Genomic DNA, 15,964 nt, shown 5'->3' on the forward strand with positions numbered 1-15,964 from the left:
AGAAATTGAAAATTTTCAACTACCAAAAATCAACAGGGGAAGTTAAGCATCAATAACAAAGAAGTTTGACAGCACACTCAAATCCAAAAAGGCTGTACGTACTTGTTGGTGTCATTTTGATGATATAGGGATAGATATGGCCAATTCGGTACCTTGTGAGCCGAAGTTTATTTCCATCTTCCCATTCAGATATTGTACACGGCGTTTGATGGATTTCAAACCCATCGAGGAGCTTCCCAAATCGGACTTTTTGTTTTTAAGGCCAATTCCATCATCATTGATTGCCAGCATAAGACTGCCCGCTTCTTCATAGAGCAAAATACTTACACGATTAGCTTTGGCATGTTTGATGATATTGGTGATTGCCTCCTGGATGATCCGGAATAAAGCTATCCGGGTATCTATGGGGATATGCTGAAGGGCTCCCTCGTCTATGTGGATATCTTTCTGATAATGGGAGTCAGGCAAGGCAGAATCAATTAATAATCTGATCTGTTGCTCAAAAGTTTGCCCTTGCTGCCCTCCATCAGTATTGAACCATTCATGGCTCTTGTTCCTGGCTATTTCGTAGGCATTTGTTATCTGTGATTGCATTGCTGCCAGTTTCTTTTTCAGTATTGGATCTTCAGTGTCTAAAGAAAGCACTTCCAATTGATGCTTGATGCTGGCGATGGAAGAGGACAGTCCGTCATGCAGATCCTGACCGAGCCGCCGCTGTTCTTCCCGCACCGCTTCGTGTTTTGCCTCCTCCATGGCGATAATCTGCATGTTGGCTGTTTCATTGAGTGCCCCGATTTGTTCCTTTGCCTTTCGACTTCTGCGGAGCATGATTAAGTAAATAGTCATTAAGGAGATCAATGCCATAAATGAAATGATGACTACCCACAAGGTTCGCCTCTTATTTTCCTCAGCCAATAGCCTATTGTCATCTTCTATATCATTATACTTTACATAATCACCCATAAACTTTCTCGACTTTTCCCAGTCTGCCGACATGGCCTTTTCCAATTCCACATAGATTTTGATGAGCTCGTCTTTGTCGCCAAGGTGTTTAGCAATATCCAAAGCATTATTTAGAATGTAGATTTCTAAATATTTGTCCCCACTTTTCTTTACCACTTCATACTCTTGATAAAGGTGTTCAAGCTCTTTTTGAAAGTCGTCTTCATAATTATACAGAGCAACGAGTGAATTGAACTCCAAATTTGCATTGCCAATATGCTTTGCTGCGGCAAGAGATTGTTGTATGAGAGGCAATGCTTCTTCCTTTCGGTCATTTGAAATCAATAGACTTGCTTGCCAGAGCTGGTTGAAAATCAGTAAACTTTCATCGTTATAGCGTCTTGCAATTTCTCTTGATTTGTTGAGGTAGTAACGAACACTGTCTTCAGAAAGGTCAGGTCCTCTGTTGAGATAGCTTATATAAACTTCAGCCATAATGCTGTCCTTTTCGAGTTTTTTTCCTGTTTGAATGGCTTTTTGCAGGAGCGATATAATCTTGGGTCTATCAGAAATGCCTTTGTTCTCGACTTCGACCATATCCAAATATACACGGACAATATTTTCGGGATCATCGAGTTTTTGGTAGTAGGGTAATATTTTGCCAAGCAGCTCCAGCGACTCTGCATAAAGTCCTTTCTTAAAAAGCGCAAAAGCGATCACATGGTCTGCGGCTGTTTGACCTTGACGATACTTTATATTGGTGGCCACACGCTTGGCTTCCATTCCGTAGTAAAAGCAACTATCTGCATTTCTGGTGCGGTAAAGTGTCCCCAACCGGTTCAGCGTGTTGACCTTACTGACGCTGTCCTTGATTGAGGATAACTTATTCAGTTCTTGGTTGATCTGCTGGATTTGTCCGTAGCTTGGGGTGCAGCAAATGTAGGATAAAACGAGCAGGAGAAAAGAGAGGATGATTTTGGGAAAGAGCATGTTTAGTTGAAGCTTTGCTAAGTTGTTTTTTGACTAAAGGTATCATGTTAATGTATCAATCTGGGGGAAAATCCATCGCCTTTAGGCAAAGACTTTAGTGTTTTTTTCTTTGTGAACTCTGTGGTAAAAATTATAACCACAAAGATCCCCAAGTTTTTCACAAAGAACACTAAGTCTCGGTTGCATTTTAGTCGCCTTTAAGCGAAACCAAACCTATCGGTCTTTAGCCGATAGTAGTTTAGTTATCCTTCCATTCTTGCGGAATAGCATATAATGCGACAAATATATCAGTGTCATTTTGATGGTCATGGTATTGATATAGCCAATTCGGTACCTTTTGAGCCGAAGTTTATTTCCATCTTCCCATTCAGATATTGGACACGGCGTTTGATGGATTTCAGACCCATCGAGGAGCTTCCCAAAGCAGACTTTTTATTTTTAAGGCCAGTTCCGTTATCTTTGATTGCCAGCATGAGACTGTCCGCTTCTTCATAGAGCAAAATGCTTACACGATTAGCTTTTGCATGTTTGATGATATTGGTGATTGCCTCCTGGATGATCCGAAATAAAGCTATCCGGGTATCTATGGGGATATGCTGAAGGGCTCCTTCGTCTATGTGGATATCTTTCTGATAATGGGAGTCAGGCAAGGCGGAATCAATCAGCAATTTGATCTGTTGCTCAAAAGTTTGCCCTTGCTGCCCTCCATCAGTATTGAACCATTCATGGCTCTTGTCCCTGGCTATTTCGTAGGCATTTGTTATCTGTGATTGCATTGCTGCCAGTTTCTTTTTCAGTATTGGATCTTCAGTGTCTAAAGAAAGCACTTCCAATTGATGCTTGATGCTGGCAATGGAAGAGGACAGGCCGTCATGTAGATCCTGACCGAGCCGCCGCTGTTCTTCCCGTACCGCTTCATGTTTCATCTCCTCCAAGGCTATGATCTGGATGTTGGCTGCGTTGTTTAGCTCTTCAATCTGCTGTCTTGCTTTTCTGCTGCGATAACGCATCATCAGGTAAATTCCCAACACGATAAGCACAGCTGCGAGAGAAATGGCAAAAAGCCAGACGGTACGTTGTTGCTTTTCTTTTTCAGCTCTTTGAAATGCTATGTCACTGTGCTCTGCAGCGGTATATGCATAGAGCAGCTCATCCACCTCTTCATTCAATAGAGCCTGGACATCCCTTTCTCTTTCAATTGCATCAGCCAACAGACTGTACGCTTCAGCTATGTTTCCCCTCAGCAAATGAAGTTTGCTTTTATTTTCAGTGATTTTTGCAGGTGTGGATTTCTCAAAGAGAGGAAGGCTTTCGTATAACCTAATGTAATATTCGACGCTGTCAGGATTATTTAAGTTGAAATAGTGATCAATGCGCCAAGGTATAAGGTTCGAACTGATGAAATCTGTTGACAAATCTCTGTACACAGTTCTCAGGGAGTCCATGCCATCTAACAAAGTACCTACTTTACTCTGGTCTTTTTCAAAAAGGGCTATAGCGTGCTTTATTTCCAATTGGAAAAAATCATTATATAGCATATGAAAATCGTTAATCGGGTATTTTTCCACCAGAGCTGTTCCTATTTCTTCGGCCAATTGGGCAGTTTGGTATATTGCTGTGGTATCATTGGTTTTGATAAAAGAAGTGATGGCAGGAGACAATATGTATATAGCATCAATCCCTGATGGATAGTCAATAAGGTTATTTTTGAGCAATACTGGGAGTTTTTGGAGGTGTTCCTGTTCTTGGTTGAAGACAGAAATGACTTTCCCATAGTTTCTTTGTTCCATGTAGATATAGCATTTCTGCTGTGCTTCAAGGAGGGAATGGGTGCCTCTACTTTTTTCGTACTCCCGGGCTGCTTTTTCAGCGTAGTACATGGATGCCCCATTTTTCTCAAATAGACGGGCATTGTTAAGAAAGCATATAAAGTAGTTTGACCGAGCGTGCCCATATTCATCTTTGCTCCAAGCTATTTTCTCGTACGATTCCAGCAGATTCACCAGTTCTTGGGGCTCAAAATACTTCCCCTCAGTCAACAGTTGATTGGTTAATGAATCTGCCTTGACAAAATACTGTCGTGCTGATATCTTGTTTGAGTGGTAGGCTTTGGCCAACTTGTCAAACTCCTCTTGGGCCCGGGTAGGAGATTGGGCGTAGAGAAATTGTCCTTGATGTACCAGTAGGAAAAGAAAAGTGAATACAAAAATCAAGCAAACCGGCTGTGGGTGGAGTCTGGTACGCATAAGTTGATTGGAATCAGTTAGGTTATGGTTGATTTGGGACAAAGGATTCGCAGATAGACTCTGTTATAAGAGTGTCTCCCCATCAATTAGAGCATATTGAGCACTAAAATAAAGCAGGCGGTCTACGGCATGCTGTTTTTTTGAGATATACTTGATAGTATAAATCAGTATCAAATCTGGAGCAGGATAACTAGTGGGGGTACATTCCATGGGTGGAATATATCCTTTTGGGTTCTTTTGCATAATTCCTCATACTTGTCCTATATTAAGTTCTGGAAAATCCTGATAAATTCCTATTTTTTGTTTTTTTTTCGAAACTTCACACTTTATTGGCAGGTTCTGAGCAAAGTGTACAAATATTTTACTCGAAAAGATATTGCCCCAGATGGAGGCAATTTACTGTGTATGGTAGAGTCTGAACATTTATACATTAACAAGTTAATACTAAATGACGAAAATAGCATAACAAGTATTTGTTAATTACTAACTGTTGTAGGTCCAAAATAAGAAATTATTCACTTTATTTAAGATAAAGGTGAAACGGTCATCAGTAATGTTGAATAACTATTAATCATTGCTAAATCGACAAGGAGTGGGTCATGTGTTTTACTTTCAAGGATTCATATGGTTTTTTGTACATTCTTGTTTGTCTTTTTTTTAATAGTTTGCTTATGTTTTTAGGAAAAAAAGGAGGTTGATTTGAGTTTAGTAAATTACTATATCATAGGGAGTGACAAACGCATGATTAAAGACATAAAAAAATCGTTGCCCCGTACCAGATACAAATATTTAGGTGCTAGTTATTTGGCAGAAAGTTTTGTCGAAGAATTGAATTTAATTCGAACAACCCCCGATATGTTTTTTTTAGTGGGAGACTTGGAGAATTTCAAAGAAATGTTGGAATTGATCATGATACATTATGCTGATTCTTCAATTTTAATCCTGGTTGACAAAGCAAAACTGGATAGCCATTATGCTTTTAGAGATGAAATATTTGGAAAATTTAATTGTATAGTTATATAGTTTTTATGTATATATGGTTCTTTGCCAGTAGCTCTTTTTAAATATATCCACCAAAGGATCTGTCCAGTCTGTAGACTGTTGACGATTATCCGCAACATTATAGCTTTGTTGTTTCCTTACTGGCAAAGTAGCGGATAATCATAATAGTTGTTAACCTCTAAAGACATTTCACATATAATTTCCATCAAGTAGGGCTTGGAATCAGGGAAATTGCTTTTAACAATTTCAAGGTGAGAAACCCTTCGAGGGTTGCCCTATTTGTTGGATTGGTCTGTGGGGACATTGGTCAAGGTTATTAAATCTAAACCCTCGAAGATTTTTGGCTAAAAGCAATTTCCCTGAATTAGAATTCCCTAAATTAGTTCAAGCCGATGCGCATACGCAAGCAGTTCCGTGATGGAATTGACCTGTGCCTTTGCCATCATATTGCGACGATGGGAGACAATTGTATGTTTGCTAAGGTTACTTTGCTCTGCAGTTTGGGCAATAGACATTCCTCCCGAAAAGTATTGCAAAATTTCCAATTCCCTGGCCGAAAATGGTATTTCTTTGATTAGATCCATCTCTGCCACTATTTTGTCGATTACCGGGCACAAATACTGGGTGCCTCGGTCTACTTCCTTTATGCATTGAAGTATAGTGTCAAAACCTGATGATTTACTGATAAGGCCTTTAGGGTTGTAAACCAGTATATTGCCAATGACTATAGGATTCATTACTGAACTTATGATAATTACTTTTATTTGACGGTTTAGTCGTTTGACTTCGTTGATGAGTGGAAGGGTATTCTTTTCTTTTAGGTAATAATCCAAAAAAAGAAAGATGGGGTTGTTGGAACTTGTCATCAAAAACTGGGTCAGTTCCTTTTCGTCATTAAATGCATGTACGGATTTGAATATTCCCAATCGTTCCAGTAGTGAAGAGAATGAATCTGAGAATAAGACGTGGTCGTCGAGGACTATCGCAATGGTATTATTTCTATCCATGATTTTAATTTAACATACAGACAACTTGATGAGAAAATTTGTAGTCTGCTAATTATTGGGTTTGTTTGATTGGTATTGACAAATTTTTGCTAAATATAGACTTACAATATAACATGAATTTGCTATTTTAACATGTAAAAATCTTACTTAAATTATTATCTGCGTTATTTACTATCAATGTTTCAGCAATTCACATAATTATATTCAATCCAAAATCTAATTGGTATAATAAAGTAGGGATTTGAAATAAAAACATGTCTTGCAAGAAGGGGCGTTTGCCGCTATGGACATTCCTTGATCCTATCACTGTAATAAAAGTAGGTGTGTGTTGCATATAATAATTTAACGTGTATTGATGTATGGATTTGAACAGTTGTAAAGTTATACCTGTATTGAAGGTTTCTGACTTCAAATTGGCGAAGCAATTTTATATTGACCATATGGGGTTTGAAGTAGAATGGGAAGAACATGTTGTTGACAAATCATATAGTTATATGGTGATTTCCTTTAATCATATCATCTTTCATATGACTGATTGTGATAAGGAGAAAATGTCTACAGGCAAGATTTTCATTGAATATTCTGAGATATGTGAATACATCAAATTCTTAAGTGCTAGAAAGTGTACTTTTGAAGTCATTGATCTTGAAATGTTCCCGTGGAAATCTATAGGTATTCAAATTGAAGATCCTTTTGACCATCATCTTGTTTTTTTTGAACCAGAGGAGGTTTAGGTGGCATGAATGATCCTGATCCAGAGAATAAAGATACGGATAACTTCATTAATAGGGAAGGCTTAAACGGAAAAATGACTAAAAAATATGGTTTAATTTGATGATGAATGGTTTTGTTACACCTAAACATATATCAAATCAAATGTAAATGTATGATTGATAATGATATATTTTTTAAATAGACATTGTTGTATTTGACTGTCCACAATGTTACACTTTAATCCAGAAAAGACTTTATTGGATGTGGATACTAGTCCACAGTTTGTGCCCGTGGCGTAGACAATTGCCCAAAATCCATAGAGTCTCAAATCATTCACCTAACAAATTATTGTATGGCTACGTGCAAGAAAGCGGATAGTCCTAATATATTATTTTAAATCCTTATAAGAATGAGAAATGCCTTTTAATGAAAAGCACAGTTTTCACGTTGAGTTTCTTGACCCTTTATTATCAAAAGGAGATACATTACAGTTGTGTTTTTTGTTAAGTATCGTGTTATTGATTAGTTATATTTATATTAAAAATACCTCGAAGAGAAGATCAGTGAAGGAGAGCATGGTTTTCCAAAAAAGAAGTGAAAACTATCAGCTTCATAAAAAAGTGTATGGGCAGCCTATACCACAATCTGAAGGTTTTGGAGAAACAAAACCTAAAGAAATGATGCCCCGTGAGACAGAGGAAATGCTTTTGGAAAAGCTAAGTAACTTTGAATCAACACGCCAATTTACGGAAAAAGGCCTTTCACTTTCAACTTTGGCTGGAAGGGTGAAAACAAATACCAAATATCTTTCTTATGTGATAAACAAACATAAAGGTAAAGATTTCAATAGCTATATCAATGAACTAAGGGTTGGTTTTATTTTGGCAAAAATGGATGAGGATCACCAGTATCTTCAATATAAAATAAGTTATTTGGCTGAGGAATCAGGGTTCTCTTCACATAGTAAATTTTCAAAGGTATTCAAGCAGATTACAGGAGATTCCCCTTCTGTTTATATGGATTCTTTGAAAAAATTGAGAGAGGAATAGAAATCTAAAACAACTATCTGTAGCTGATTGGATGCCCAAAAAAACATAGCTGGTTGATTTTATAAATCCTCTGTCATTTTCCCAAGATTGACTTTTTCAGCTTTTGTAAATATTATTTCTCGGACATACTCCATTTTTTTCCATAAATAAGTATTGCCTTTCAGTCCATTTGTTATTTTCATTCTGCGGTTAAGCCGAGCTATTTCCTTTTCTGTGGCTTGCCTTTTTTCTCCGAGTACTCCATAAAGTTTTATCGCTGGATAATCTGAAAATTTACCTTTGAACAATGCCTTAACCCAAAAAAAACGTCCACTATTCACTCCGAGCAAACATACATTAGGATTGTATTTGCTGTGTTCTGGTAATTTTGAGGGGAATTTCTCAAAATAGAACCCAGTCAAATTATCATTCAAGAACAGCGAACCGATGGGGGTTACAGTCGGATTGTTTTCTGAATCAACCGAAGCGATAGAAACATAAAAGTTTGAGCTGAAACTTTTATTAAAGTGCTTTCTTATTTTATTCCAATCAGTTTTAATATCCATATTATTGATTTTCGTTGCCTTGTGCAGAACTGAGTATTTTGGCTATATCTTTTCAGGCAAAATTTCTTCCGAACAAGTTAAAGATAAATCCTCTTAAACGAAAAATATACGAATCCATGCTTTCCTATTCCTCCAAACCCTTCCCAAATAGATTGGCAAGGCAAGTAAAACCTACAATTCAGAGAACTATACCAGATTGTGAACAGATAATTCCAACGAATTATTTTAGTGCGGAACAGGATTGAAAGGATGATAAACCTAGTCCCGAAGAATTCTTGATTTGTTATCTGGACTTCAAAATTCTAAATTGAAAGAAATGCTGTAAGTTAACAGTACTGTCAAACTATAGTACGACCACAAATGAATGATAAGGTAGCCAGTCCCTTTTTACCAAATGTTAAATCAATTGCCCAAACCATTTGATAACTTTACACTATGAAAGAATTGATTGAATATATTTTGCAATTTGGTAACCTGAACAAACAGCAAATAGCCCTAATCAAGCAAAAAGCTACAGAAATAGAGCTTCCCAAAGGTCAATATTTTTCAGAAGCCGGTAAAATCCCCCGGCAAGTTGGTTTTGTTCTTGAAGGTGTTTTTCGATTTTGCTATTACAACAATAAAGGAGAGGAAATCACCGATTACTTTATTGACGAAAACCATTTCGTCACAGACTACCTGAATTTTGATGCCAACATGGCGGCTTCCGAATACGTGCAGGCAGTTACGGATTGCAGGCTGTTGGTGTTTGCAAAGCAAGATTGGAACGATAAATAAACATGGTTGATCCGGGCTATACAAAAACTGATTTTACAGGTCATAATGGTGGCGAAGTGGAAGAAGCAGGGAAACGAGTTGCGAGATATGCTTTGATTGACGAAGATGGGCCAACAGGTAAGTTTTTCAGTGAAGAAACCAATCCTGAAACAGGGGAAATTCCTTGGTAAAATTAGTGGCCCTTTTAAAGCCCGGCAAAAGATCTTGCCGGGCTTTTACCAAATTATTTCCCAATGATTTTTTTACGGTACAGCAATCTAACATTGCCCTCTGGGTAGCCCAAGGACTTTTATTTGGGCAGGTTTTATGAAAATATTTCAACCCGAAGAGTTGGCATTCCCTTGGATAAAAGACAATCCGGGCTTGGTTTTAGCCACTGGTTTGGTTGATTGCTGGAGGGAATTGGTATTGTTTCGGTTAGCGAGTTACATTCAATTCTATTGTTGTCTCAGTTTCCACTAAACTTGTAATAGAAATGTACTACTTGTTCTTCATCGGTCGGTTTGGTAGTTCGGTAAAAGTCAATCGCATAATCGTCAATTTTGTCAGCCTGGACAAAAACTTCTTCAAACCCGTTTTTTTTGCAATAATTATTTGTAAAATCAATCAACATTTTCCCAATCCCTTTCCTTTGATATTGACTTAGGACTGCGAGGTCATAAATATAGGCAAGAGGTTTTTCTGAGTAGTATTGCTCAATTACATAAAAAGTGAGCCCGGCAACTATCTTATTTTCTGTCTTAGCTGTAATTGCATAAAAATTTTCTTTGTTCAACAGGTTTTTTAAGTGTTCCTGACTTGGGCGCTCAAAATTGCCCATTTCAAATACAATCTCGAAAACTGTAATAAGTTCATTCAGTTCTTCGATGTTATTCGGTTGTATAATAGACAGACTGAATTTATCCATAATATTCTGTAGTTTTTATTTAAAATGGATTTTCATGCCTTCATGAGTGGCTTTAAATCCCAAATCTTCATAAAACTTAATAGCATTAGGCCTTTTCTTGTCAGTCGTTAATTGTAATAAGTGAGCATTTCGTTCTTTGGCTCTATTGATTGCCCATTCAAACATTTTTTTACCAACTCCAAGACCTCTTTTGTCCTTCCTAATTCTTACGGCTTCTATCTGTGCCCTTATTCCACCACAATATGTCAGGTATTGGATAAATGAAAGTTGTAAAGTCCCAATGACTTCATGGTTTTCATTTTCAACAACAATTAATTCTTGATTTTGATCTGTGTTTATTTTATCAAAAGCCTCAAGATATTCTGCTGGCAATGGTGTTTGAAAATTCTCTCTGGTTTTTCCAAGTTCATCATCTGCAATCATTTCCACAATAATCGCAGTATCACTTCTTGTTGCTTTTCTAAATTTCATTTTTTCAGTTCGGTTTATATTGCTTTAGACTTAGATCAGCTACTAAACAATTAAATTAATAAATTAACATGTATGTACGCTACTTGGCCACTAGCCAGACAAAGTTTCTCCAACAATGGATTTCCATTACTGTTGACTGTCGTCTGTTGACGATTATCCGCAACATGATGGTTTGCTTACTTCATTACTGGCAAAGTAGCGGATAATCATATATATTAAAATCCAATTCCCATCATTATTGGATAACCTGTAAAACTGCCAACATAGCGGAAAGTATGACTAACCAGTGGATGATGATGTTTAATGTCAATTTTTTAAGCAAAATGAATAGGATTCCAAAAATAAGCCCCCATGATAAAAACCACCAGAATTGGTCTATTGATTTTAATCCGTGTTGAAAGATAAACGGTATAGCAGATATAAAAACCGCCAACCATTTGTTGATGTTTTTACTTTGTAAAGCGCTGATTGCAAATCCTCTATAGACTATTTCCTCTGCCAAACCTGTAAATAATCCCATCATAATAAAGATCACTCTTGCAGTTGTCGTTTTGGGTGTCAATGAAGGTAAAGAGTCTAGTCCTGAGATATCTACTGTTGAATTTGCCAATGCCATCTCTATAAAGCCAAGTAAACCAAAAGCAAAAATCAAATAACCTGCTATCAAATAGACAGTTTTCTTTTTCGATAATGTATATCCGATATCTTTCCAATCCCATCCTGACGATACCAAAATCCTGGAAATTATAAATAGCTGTAAAATGTACCAACCGGTAATGATTATCCAAAAAGTATTGAAAAAATCAAGCCCTATATCTGTAATCAAAGACCTGTTCAAAAGCAATAAGGAAATCAAAGTTGCAAAGATTGGAAAACCAACAAGCACGGTAACCGTTGTTGACAATGGTATATTTCTTTTAATTTCTGAGTGTTTCATCATTATAGAGTTTACGTTAATTCATTCCTGTTAAATTCAAATTGTTGGCCAAATAAAGTGTTGGAATATAAAGATTTATGCTGCATGAATCAGTCGTTGGAAATCAAGTAAAAACGGGATAGGGGATTTTATACTCATAGGGTACAAATGCCTTCACTGGCAGTATTTATTGGATAGATTTGTTTTGCCTGATGATGTCCTGATTTATTTGCTTCTACAGTTTTTGGAAATTTATGTTTAGATACTTTTTCAGACTTATCTAAATACGCCAATCTTCAATCCTATGTAGGTAGTCAGACCAGAAAGGTCTGATTGGTTGATGTTTCTGTAATTCATGTTCCCGACCAACCGGTATCCAGCACCAGCATTGAACCGGACATATTGACTTATATTTACCTCTACCAAGGCAACTGGTTCCAATTGAAAAAAACCAGAAACTCCAAAGTCAGAACCTCCATTTCCATCGTTCATTTTTACTTCCCCATAACCTATATTGAATGGGAAAGTTAGATGCACCACCTTTTGGGATGCCACGGTATATTCCACAAAACCGCCAACTGTCCAATAGTCCATATAAATATTGGGTGATGTTTCACTCAGTGGACGGCTTTCATTGTGGGAAGTGTTGAAGTATGCCCCTGCTGTGAACTTATCCTTGAAGCTAATACCACCTCTCAGGTTCAAGAGTGTAGTATTACTTCCATCCATTTGGGTAAATCCATAGCTTGGGGCAATGAAAAACCCTAAATTTTCAGTGTTGATCAGTCCCTTGTTTCCAAATAAAGTTTCAGTTTCGTTTTGTGCAAATAATTTGAACTGGCAGCAAACCATGCATAAAAGCAAAAGCGAAATAAAGAAGTGTTTTTTCATTTTGTCAAATTGTTAGTGTTTATGGAGTTGAAATAACTTGATATAGGATTGTAAGAAAACTAAAAGTGACCCAACTTGAATTTTTGGTGTATGAACTTAAGATAAAACCTGATGGAGTGAATTGAGTATAATCAATTTTGATGATTCTTATTCGATCATAAGTTACCTTCTTTAATTTTGAGGTATTTGATCATATAAAAAAATACAATATGAGTATCCGCAATGTTGCATGTTGGGCAAGAAGAGGCTTTATAAGTTGCGGATACTCGTCAAAAGCTTGCGCGCCAGTGGTGTGACAACAGTTCACACTTGTACAGCTACGTAGTCAATAGAGCTTCAAATCGTTCATCAAACAATCTAACGATTGGCTACGTGCAGGAAAGCGGATAGTCAGAAAATACAAATTAATTATGTACAAGTTCAATTTGTTTCTGATAATATCCAGTTTTCAGGTATTTCTCACCCAATCGTCTCCCGACCATTCGCCTACTTTTTGCTATAAAACAAGAATCTATATAACTATTAGAATATTGTACTTTCTCAAGATTCTTGAACTCACTGTTTCCATAGTTTGTATCCCCATCATGGTATGTGACTCCACAGAACATACAAATGCTTATATCCTCACAAAACATCAATATTCATCGGTTTTTACTTTTATAGTTTGACCACATGTGGCACAGTAATCACCTTGTTGTTTTCTTTTTGAAATTTCATCGGAAAAGCCCGATGCCAAAATCCCTGTCGGCAATGCAAAAAGCCCAATACCAATGATGGCGATAATGCCACCCAGAAATTGTCCCAAGGGTGTGACAGGATAGATGTCCCCATAACCAACTGTTGTCAACGTGGCTATTCCCCACCACATGGTCCCGGGTATACTTGAGAAGTTTTCCGGTTGGGCTTCGTTCTCAACGTAATACATGAATGCTGACGAGATTAGTAAAAGAAATGCTGTGAATATGAGTGATATCGCCAGTTCTTCTTTTTTCTTCTTGAAAACGCTGTTGATGAAAGAGAGGGCTTCAACATATCTTGCAATTTTGAACAACCGAAAGATCCTAAAAATCCTAAGTACCCGTAAAAGTCTCAAGTCTATGCCTATAAAAGGAAGGTAGAAAGGCAAAAATGCCAACAAATCAATGAGCGCCAGGGGAGTTAGTGCAAATTTTAGATTTCCTGTTAAGGGTTTTTTGTATGTAGGTATGAGGTCGGCAGTCCAAACCCGAAGAATGTACTCAACCGTAAAAATGACAACTGAGAAAATTTCAAAAATGTCAAATTGGGTCTGATACTGTAGTCTTACGTGTTCTATTGATTCTAATACAATGGCTAATACATTCAGAATTATCAATGTAATTATGAAAATGTCAAAGTACCAACTGGTGTCTCCAGGCTTTTTTGATACAGATAATATATAGTATATTTTTTCCTTCATAATACTCAGTTAGAATAAGGTGTTCTAAAATTTTAGCACATATAATCAGAATTGTAGGTTGTTGCTTACCCAATCCTGTCTCGCTTTTTTCTGCCACAAGTTTCGCAAAGTAGCTGGATATTCCTGAAGGTGTTGGGACCACCTTTTGATAATGGGATAATATGGTCGAATCCAAGCTGTTCGAAACTTTTACATTCTCTACATTTTCCATTGTCTCGATTCCAAACAAGGTCTTCTATTTGTTTTGAAAAGTATCTCCTTTTCAACCCATAAGAAGCACTGTTTGATTTCGGGAATTTTGCAGTGTCAAGGTCTGTGATAGCTGCACCCTGCTCTAATGCCCTACTTATTTCATCTTGTTTGAACTTATCAAATTGGTCATAACTCAGGTTGAATAATCCCTGTAAATCCACAATATGCATAGCTTCTTCTTTGCTAATACTGTTGTCAAAATAGACCCTCTCAAACTGCCTATGTAAAATATCCCCAACCTCTTGGTGTCGATAGGTGTAAAAGTCACCTTCTTTTATTCTGAAGTATTTTTTTAGAAGGTCTATATTGAGTTTTTCGTTGTCGGAAATGATGTGGTCATTCAAAATGAGGTTGATGTATACGATCAGCAAGTCAATAAGCTCTTCCTTGATATCTTCTATTTTTCTGATATTATATTGATCAAGAAGTCTTTGGATGTTTTCCCTGTCAAGTTCATTGTCGTATACAAGTTCGGCAATGCCAATAACATACTTGCTAAAACTCTCTATTGATAGAATGATTCCGAATGCTTTGTGAAGCTCCGGGTCGTTTTTTGGTAAAGCTGTAGGCATATAGGTATTTGTTTTGTCGGTTAAAATGCGGCACAATGCATTCATTTATGGGGTGAAATACTCGGTTTTGGATTGATTCCCTTTGTCTTATGGGAAATTTCGGTTACCAAATCTACCTATTCCCCCCAAAACAAAAAATACCAACAACTTGGTATTTTTCACTGAAAAAACTTTTTCTGGTCAACAAAAGCCGACTGACGCAAGTGGGATGACCGAGATTCTGACTTGTCTCCTTTTCGAGAGGAATCCCACCTTTTTAGGGGAGACTGGTGATGGCATATAGTGGGGGAGTGCTTGTCCCGTTTACGGGAATTCGAAATTCTTGCTCCAAGCTTTCGGAGTGATTTTCTCTCAAAAGCCAGCTGTGACGGATGTACCAATATCTGTTCTGATCTAACCGGAAGTAAAAAGTAAAAGGCATCCTATTCACTCAGCCCCCCCTCAAAAAAAACAAAAAAGCCCCGATAAAGAGACTTTTGGAACGTAAACGGTGATTACAAACAACTCAGCAGCTGTTGTTCAAGACTAATCTAGCACCTAAATTTCACCTTCCTTTGATTCAAAATAGTTTTGGCTGTAGATCGTTCTACTATGGCTTCCAATATTGTAATTGATGCTTTCAGCAAGCTCTAGTAAATGACTGGGATTGATTTCATATAGATCACCAAGCTTTGCTGCCTGCAAAATATCTAATTTTTTGTTACCGTTTTCGATTTCTGAATATTCTGAAACTGTAAGATCTATTTTGGTTGCTACTAAGTCAATGTCAAATTTAAATTCTTCACGTAATCTTTTTAATAGAGTGTCTTTCATTGCGATGGTTTTTTACTATTGTTCATATTATGAATCATCGAATATAGTTCTTCCTTATCCTTTTTTAAGGATTCTAATTCTTTAATTAAATAGGCAATGTGAATATCTTTTTCTTTGATTATTCTTTCATAAAATTCAGAAAAATTTTCTTTGGCTTCTTGGTATTTATTAGGAGATATAATCGATCTACTATATTCGCCAGTATTATAATTTATAATGGGTAAATCCTCTGACAAAAAGTAATCAGGCTTCACATGATAAAACTCAGCCAATTGCTGGATTCTTTCCAAGGTCAGCTTGGTTTTTCCTGACTCTAGATTGGAATAAGTCTTCTGATTAACATCCAGTACATTGGCTACATATTCTTGTGAGAAGTCTCTTGACTCTCGCAATATCCGCATGATTTTTTGTGCTTTGAACATATTGATGATA

The 15,964-nt window shown here is 36.9% G+C and carries 17 protein-coding genes; 5 read left to right on the top strand and 12 right to left on the bottom strand.

From position 1 onward, the window contains the following. Window positions 1–111 precede the first annotated feature (111 nt). Both ACFSKL_RS07665 and ACFSKL_RS07670 read right to left on the bottom strand, forming a co-directional pair. Window positions 112–1,932: a sensor histidine kinase gene (locus tag ACFSKL_RS07665; protein ID WP_376885014.1), complete on the bottom strand. Its 1,821-nt coding sequence runs from the start codon at window positions 1,930–1,932 to the stop codon at window positions 112–114. A gap of 305 nt (window positions 1,933–2,237) precedes the next feature. Continuing rightward, window positions 2,238–4,178 (bottom strand): sensor histidine kinase, encoded by a 1,941-nt coding sequence (locus ACFSKL_RS07670; protein ID WP_376885017.1) that lies wholly within the window; start codon window positions 4,176–4,178, stop codon window positions 2,238–2,240. Between the two features lie 741 nt (window positions 4,179–4,919). Here ACFSKL_RS07670 and ACFSKL_RS07675 point away from each other — a divergent pair. Further along, a complete protein-coding gene (locus ACFSKL_RS07675) occupies window positions 4,920–5,201 on the top strand; it encodes a hypothetical protein (RefSeq protein ID WP_376885019.1) in 282 nt (93 codons plus the stop codon). A gap of 353 nt (window positions 5,202–5,554) precedes the next feature. Here the strand turns inward: ACFSKL_RS07675 and ACFSKL_RS07680 are convergent, their stop codons facing one another. Continuing rightward, a complete protein-coding gene (locus ACFSKL_RS07680; protein ID WP_376885021.1) occupies window positions 5,555–6,187 on the bottom strand; it encodes a LuxR C-terminal-related transcriptional regulator in 633 nt (210 codons plus the stop codon). Between the two features lie 359 nt (window positions 6,188–6,546). Between ACFSKL_RS07680 and ACFSKL_RS07685 the strand changes: the two genes are divergently transcribed. Beyond that, the gene (locus ACFSKL_RS07685; protein ID WP_376885023.1) at window positions 6,547–6,921 is read left to right on the top strand and encodes a glyoxalase superfamily protein; all 375 of its coding nucleotides are present in this window, start codon (window positions 6,547–6,549) and stop codon (window positions 6,919–6,921) included. A gap of 543 nt (window positions 6,922–7,464) precedes the next feature. Then, a complete protein-coding gene (locus tag ACFSKL_RS07690; RefSeq protein ID WP_376885025.1) occupies window positions 7,465–7,950 on the top strand; it encodes a helix-turn-helix domain-containing protein in 486 nt (161 codons plus the stop codon). Between the two features lie 59 nt (window positions 7,951–8,009). On the opposite strand, the gene ACFSKL_RS07695 is transcribed toward ACFSKL_RS07690, so the two are convergent. Then, window positions 8,010–8,495 (bottom strand): hypothetical protein, encoded by a 486-nt coding sequence (locus ACFSKL_RS07695; protein WP_376885027.1) that lies wholly within the window; start codon window positions 8,493–8,495, stop codon window positions 8,010–8,012. Window positions 8,496–8,930: 435 nt separating this feature from the next. Between ACFSKL_RS07695 and ACFSKL_RS07700 the strand changes: the two genes are divergently transcribed. Together ACFSKL_RS07700 and ACFSKL_RS07705 are read left to right on the top strand one after the other, a co-directional pair. Then, a complete protein-coding gene (locus ACFSKL_RS07700; protein WP_376885028.1) occupies window positions 8,931–9,272 on the top strand; it encodes a Crp/Fnr family transcriptional regulator in 342 nt (113 codons plus the stop codon). A gap of 2 nt (window positions 9,273–9,274) precedes the next feature. Then, a complete protein-coding gene (locus ACFSKL_RS07705; protein ID WP_376885030.1) occupies window positions 9,275–9,442 on the top strand; it encodes a Rossmann-fold NAD(P)-binding domain-containing protein in 168 nt (55 codons plus the stop codon). A 278-nt stretch (window positions 9,443–9,720) separates the two neighbouring features. On the opposite strand, the gene ACFSKL_RS07710 is transcribed toward ACFSKL_RS07705, so the two are convergent. From ACFSKL_RS07710 to ACFSKL_RS07745, 8 genes are all read right to left on the bottom strand, one after another. Then, entirely contained in the window at window positions 9,721–10,179 is a 459-nt protein-coding gene (locus ACFSKL_RS07710) for a GNAT family N-acetyltransferase (protein WP_376885032.1), read from the bottom strand. 15 nt (window positions 10,180–10,194) lie between these two features. Next, a complete protein-coding gene (locus ACFSKL_RS07715; protein WP_376885034.1) occupies window positions 10,195–10,650 on the bottom strand; it encodes a GNAT family N-acetyltransferase in 456 nt (151 codons plus the stop codon). Between the two features lie 235 nt (window positions 10,651–10,885). Then, on the bottom strand, window positions 10,886–11,317 hold the full coding sequence (locus ACFSKL_RS07720; protein ID WP_376885036.1) for a CPBP family intramembrane glutamic endopeptidase: 432 nt from the start codon (window positions 11,315–11,317) through the stop codon (window positions 10,886–10,888). 525 nt (window positions 11,318–11,842) lie between these two features. Then, on the bottom strand, window positions 11,843–12,457 hold the full coding sequence (locus tag ACFSKL_RS07725) for a hypothetical protein (RefSeq protein ID WP_376885038.1): 615 nt from the start codon (window positions 12,455–12,457) through the stop codon (window positions 11,843–11,845). Between the two features lie 634 nt (window positions 12,458–13,091). Continuing rightward, on the bottom strand, window positions 13,092–13,895 hold the full coding sequence (locus ACFSKL_RS07730) for an ion transporter (protein WP_376885039.1): 804 nt from the start codon (window positions 13,893–13,895) through the stop codon (window positions 13,092–13,094). 65 nt (window positions 13,896–13,960) lie between these two features. Beyond that, the gene (locus ACFSKL_RS07735) at window positions 13,961–14,719 is read right to left on the bottom strand and encodes an HNH endonuclease (RefSeq protein WP_376885041.1); all 759 of its coding nucleotides are present in this window, start codon (window positions 14,717–14,719) and stop codon (window positions 13,961–13,963) included. 537 nt (window positions 14,720–15,256) lie between these two features. Then, window positions 15,257–15,532 (bottom strand): helix-turn-helix domain-containing protein, encoded by a 276-nt coding sequence (locus ACFSKL_RS07740; RefSeq protein ID WP_376885042.1) that lies wholly within the window; start codon window positions 15,530–15,532, stop codon window positions 15,257–15,259. After that, entirely contained in the window at window positions 15,529–15,954 is a 426-nt protein-coding gene (locus ACFSKL_RS07745; RefSeq protein ID WP_376885044.1) for a helix-turn-helix domain-containing protein, read from the bottom strand. The genes ACFSKL_RS07740 and ACFSKL_RS07745 overlap by 4 nt, the downstream gene beginning before the upstream one ends. Window positions 15,955–15,964: the final 10 nt, after the last annotated feature.

The organism is Belliella marina (assembly GCF_042682445.1).
GTDB classification, from domain to species: domain Bacteria; phylum Bacteroidota; class Bacteroidia; order Cytophagales; family Cyclobacteriaceae; genus Belliella; species Belliella marina.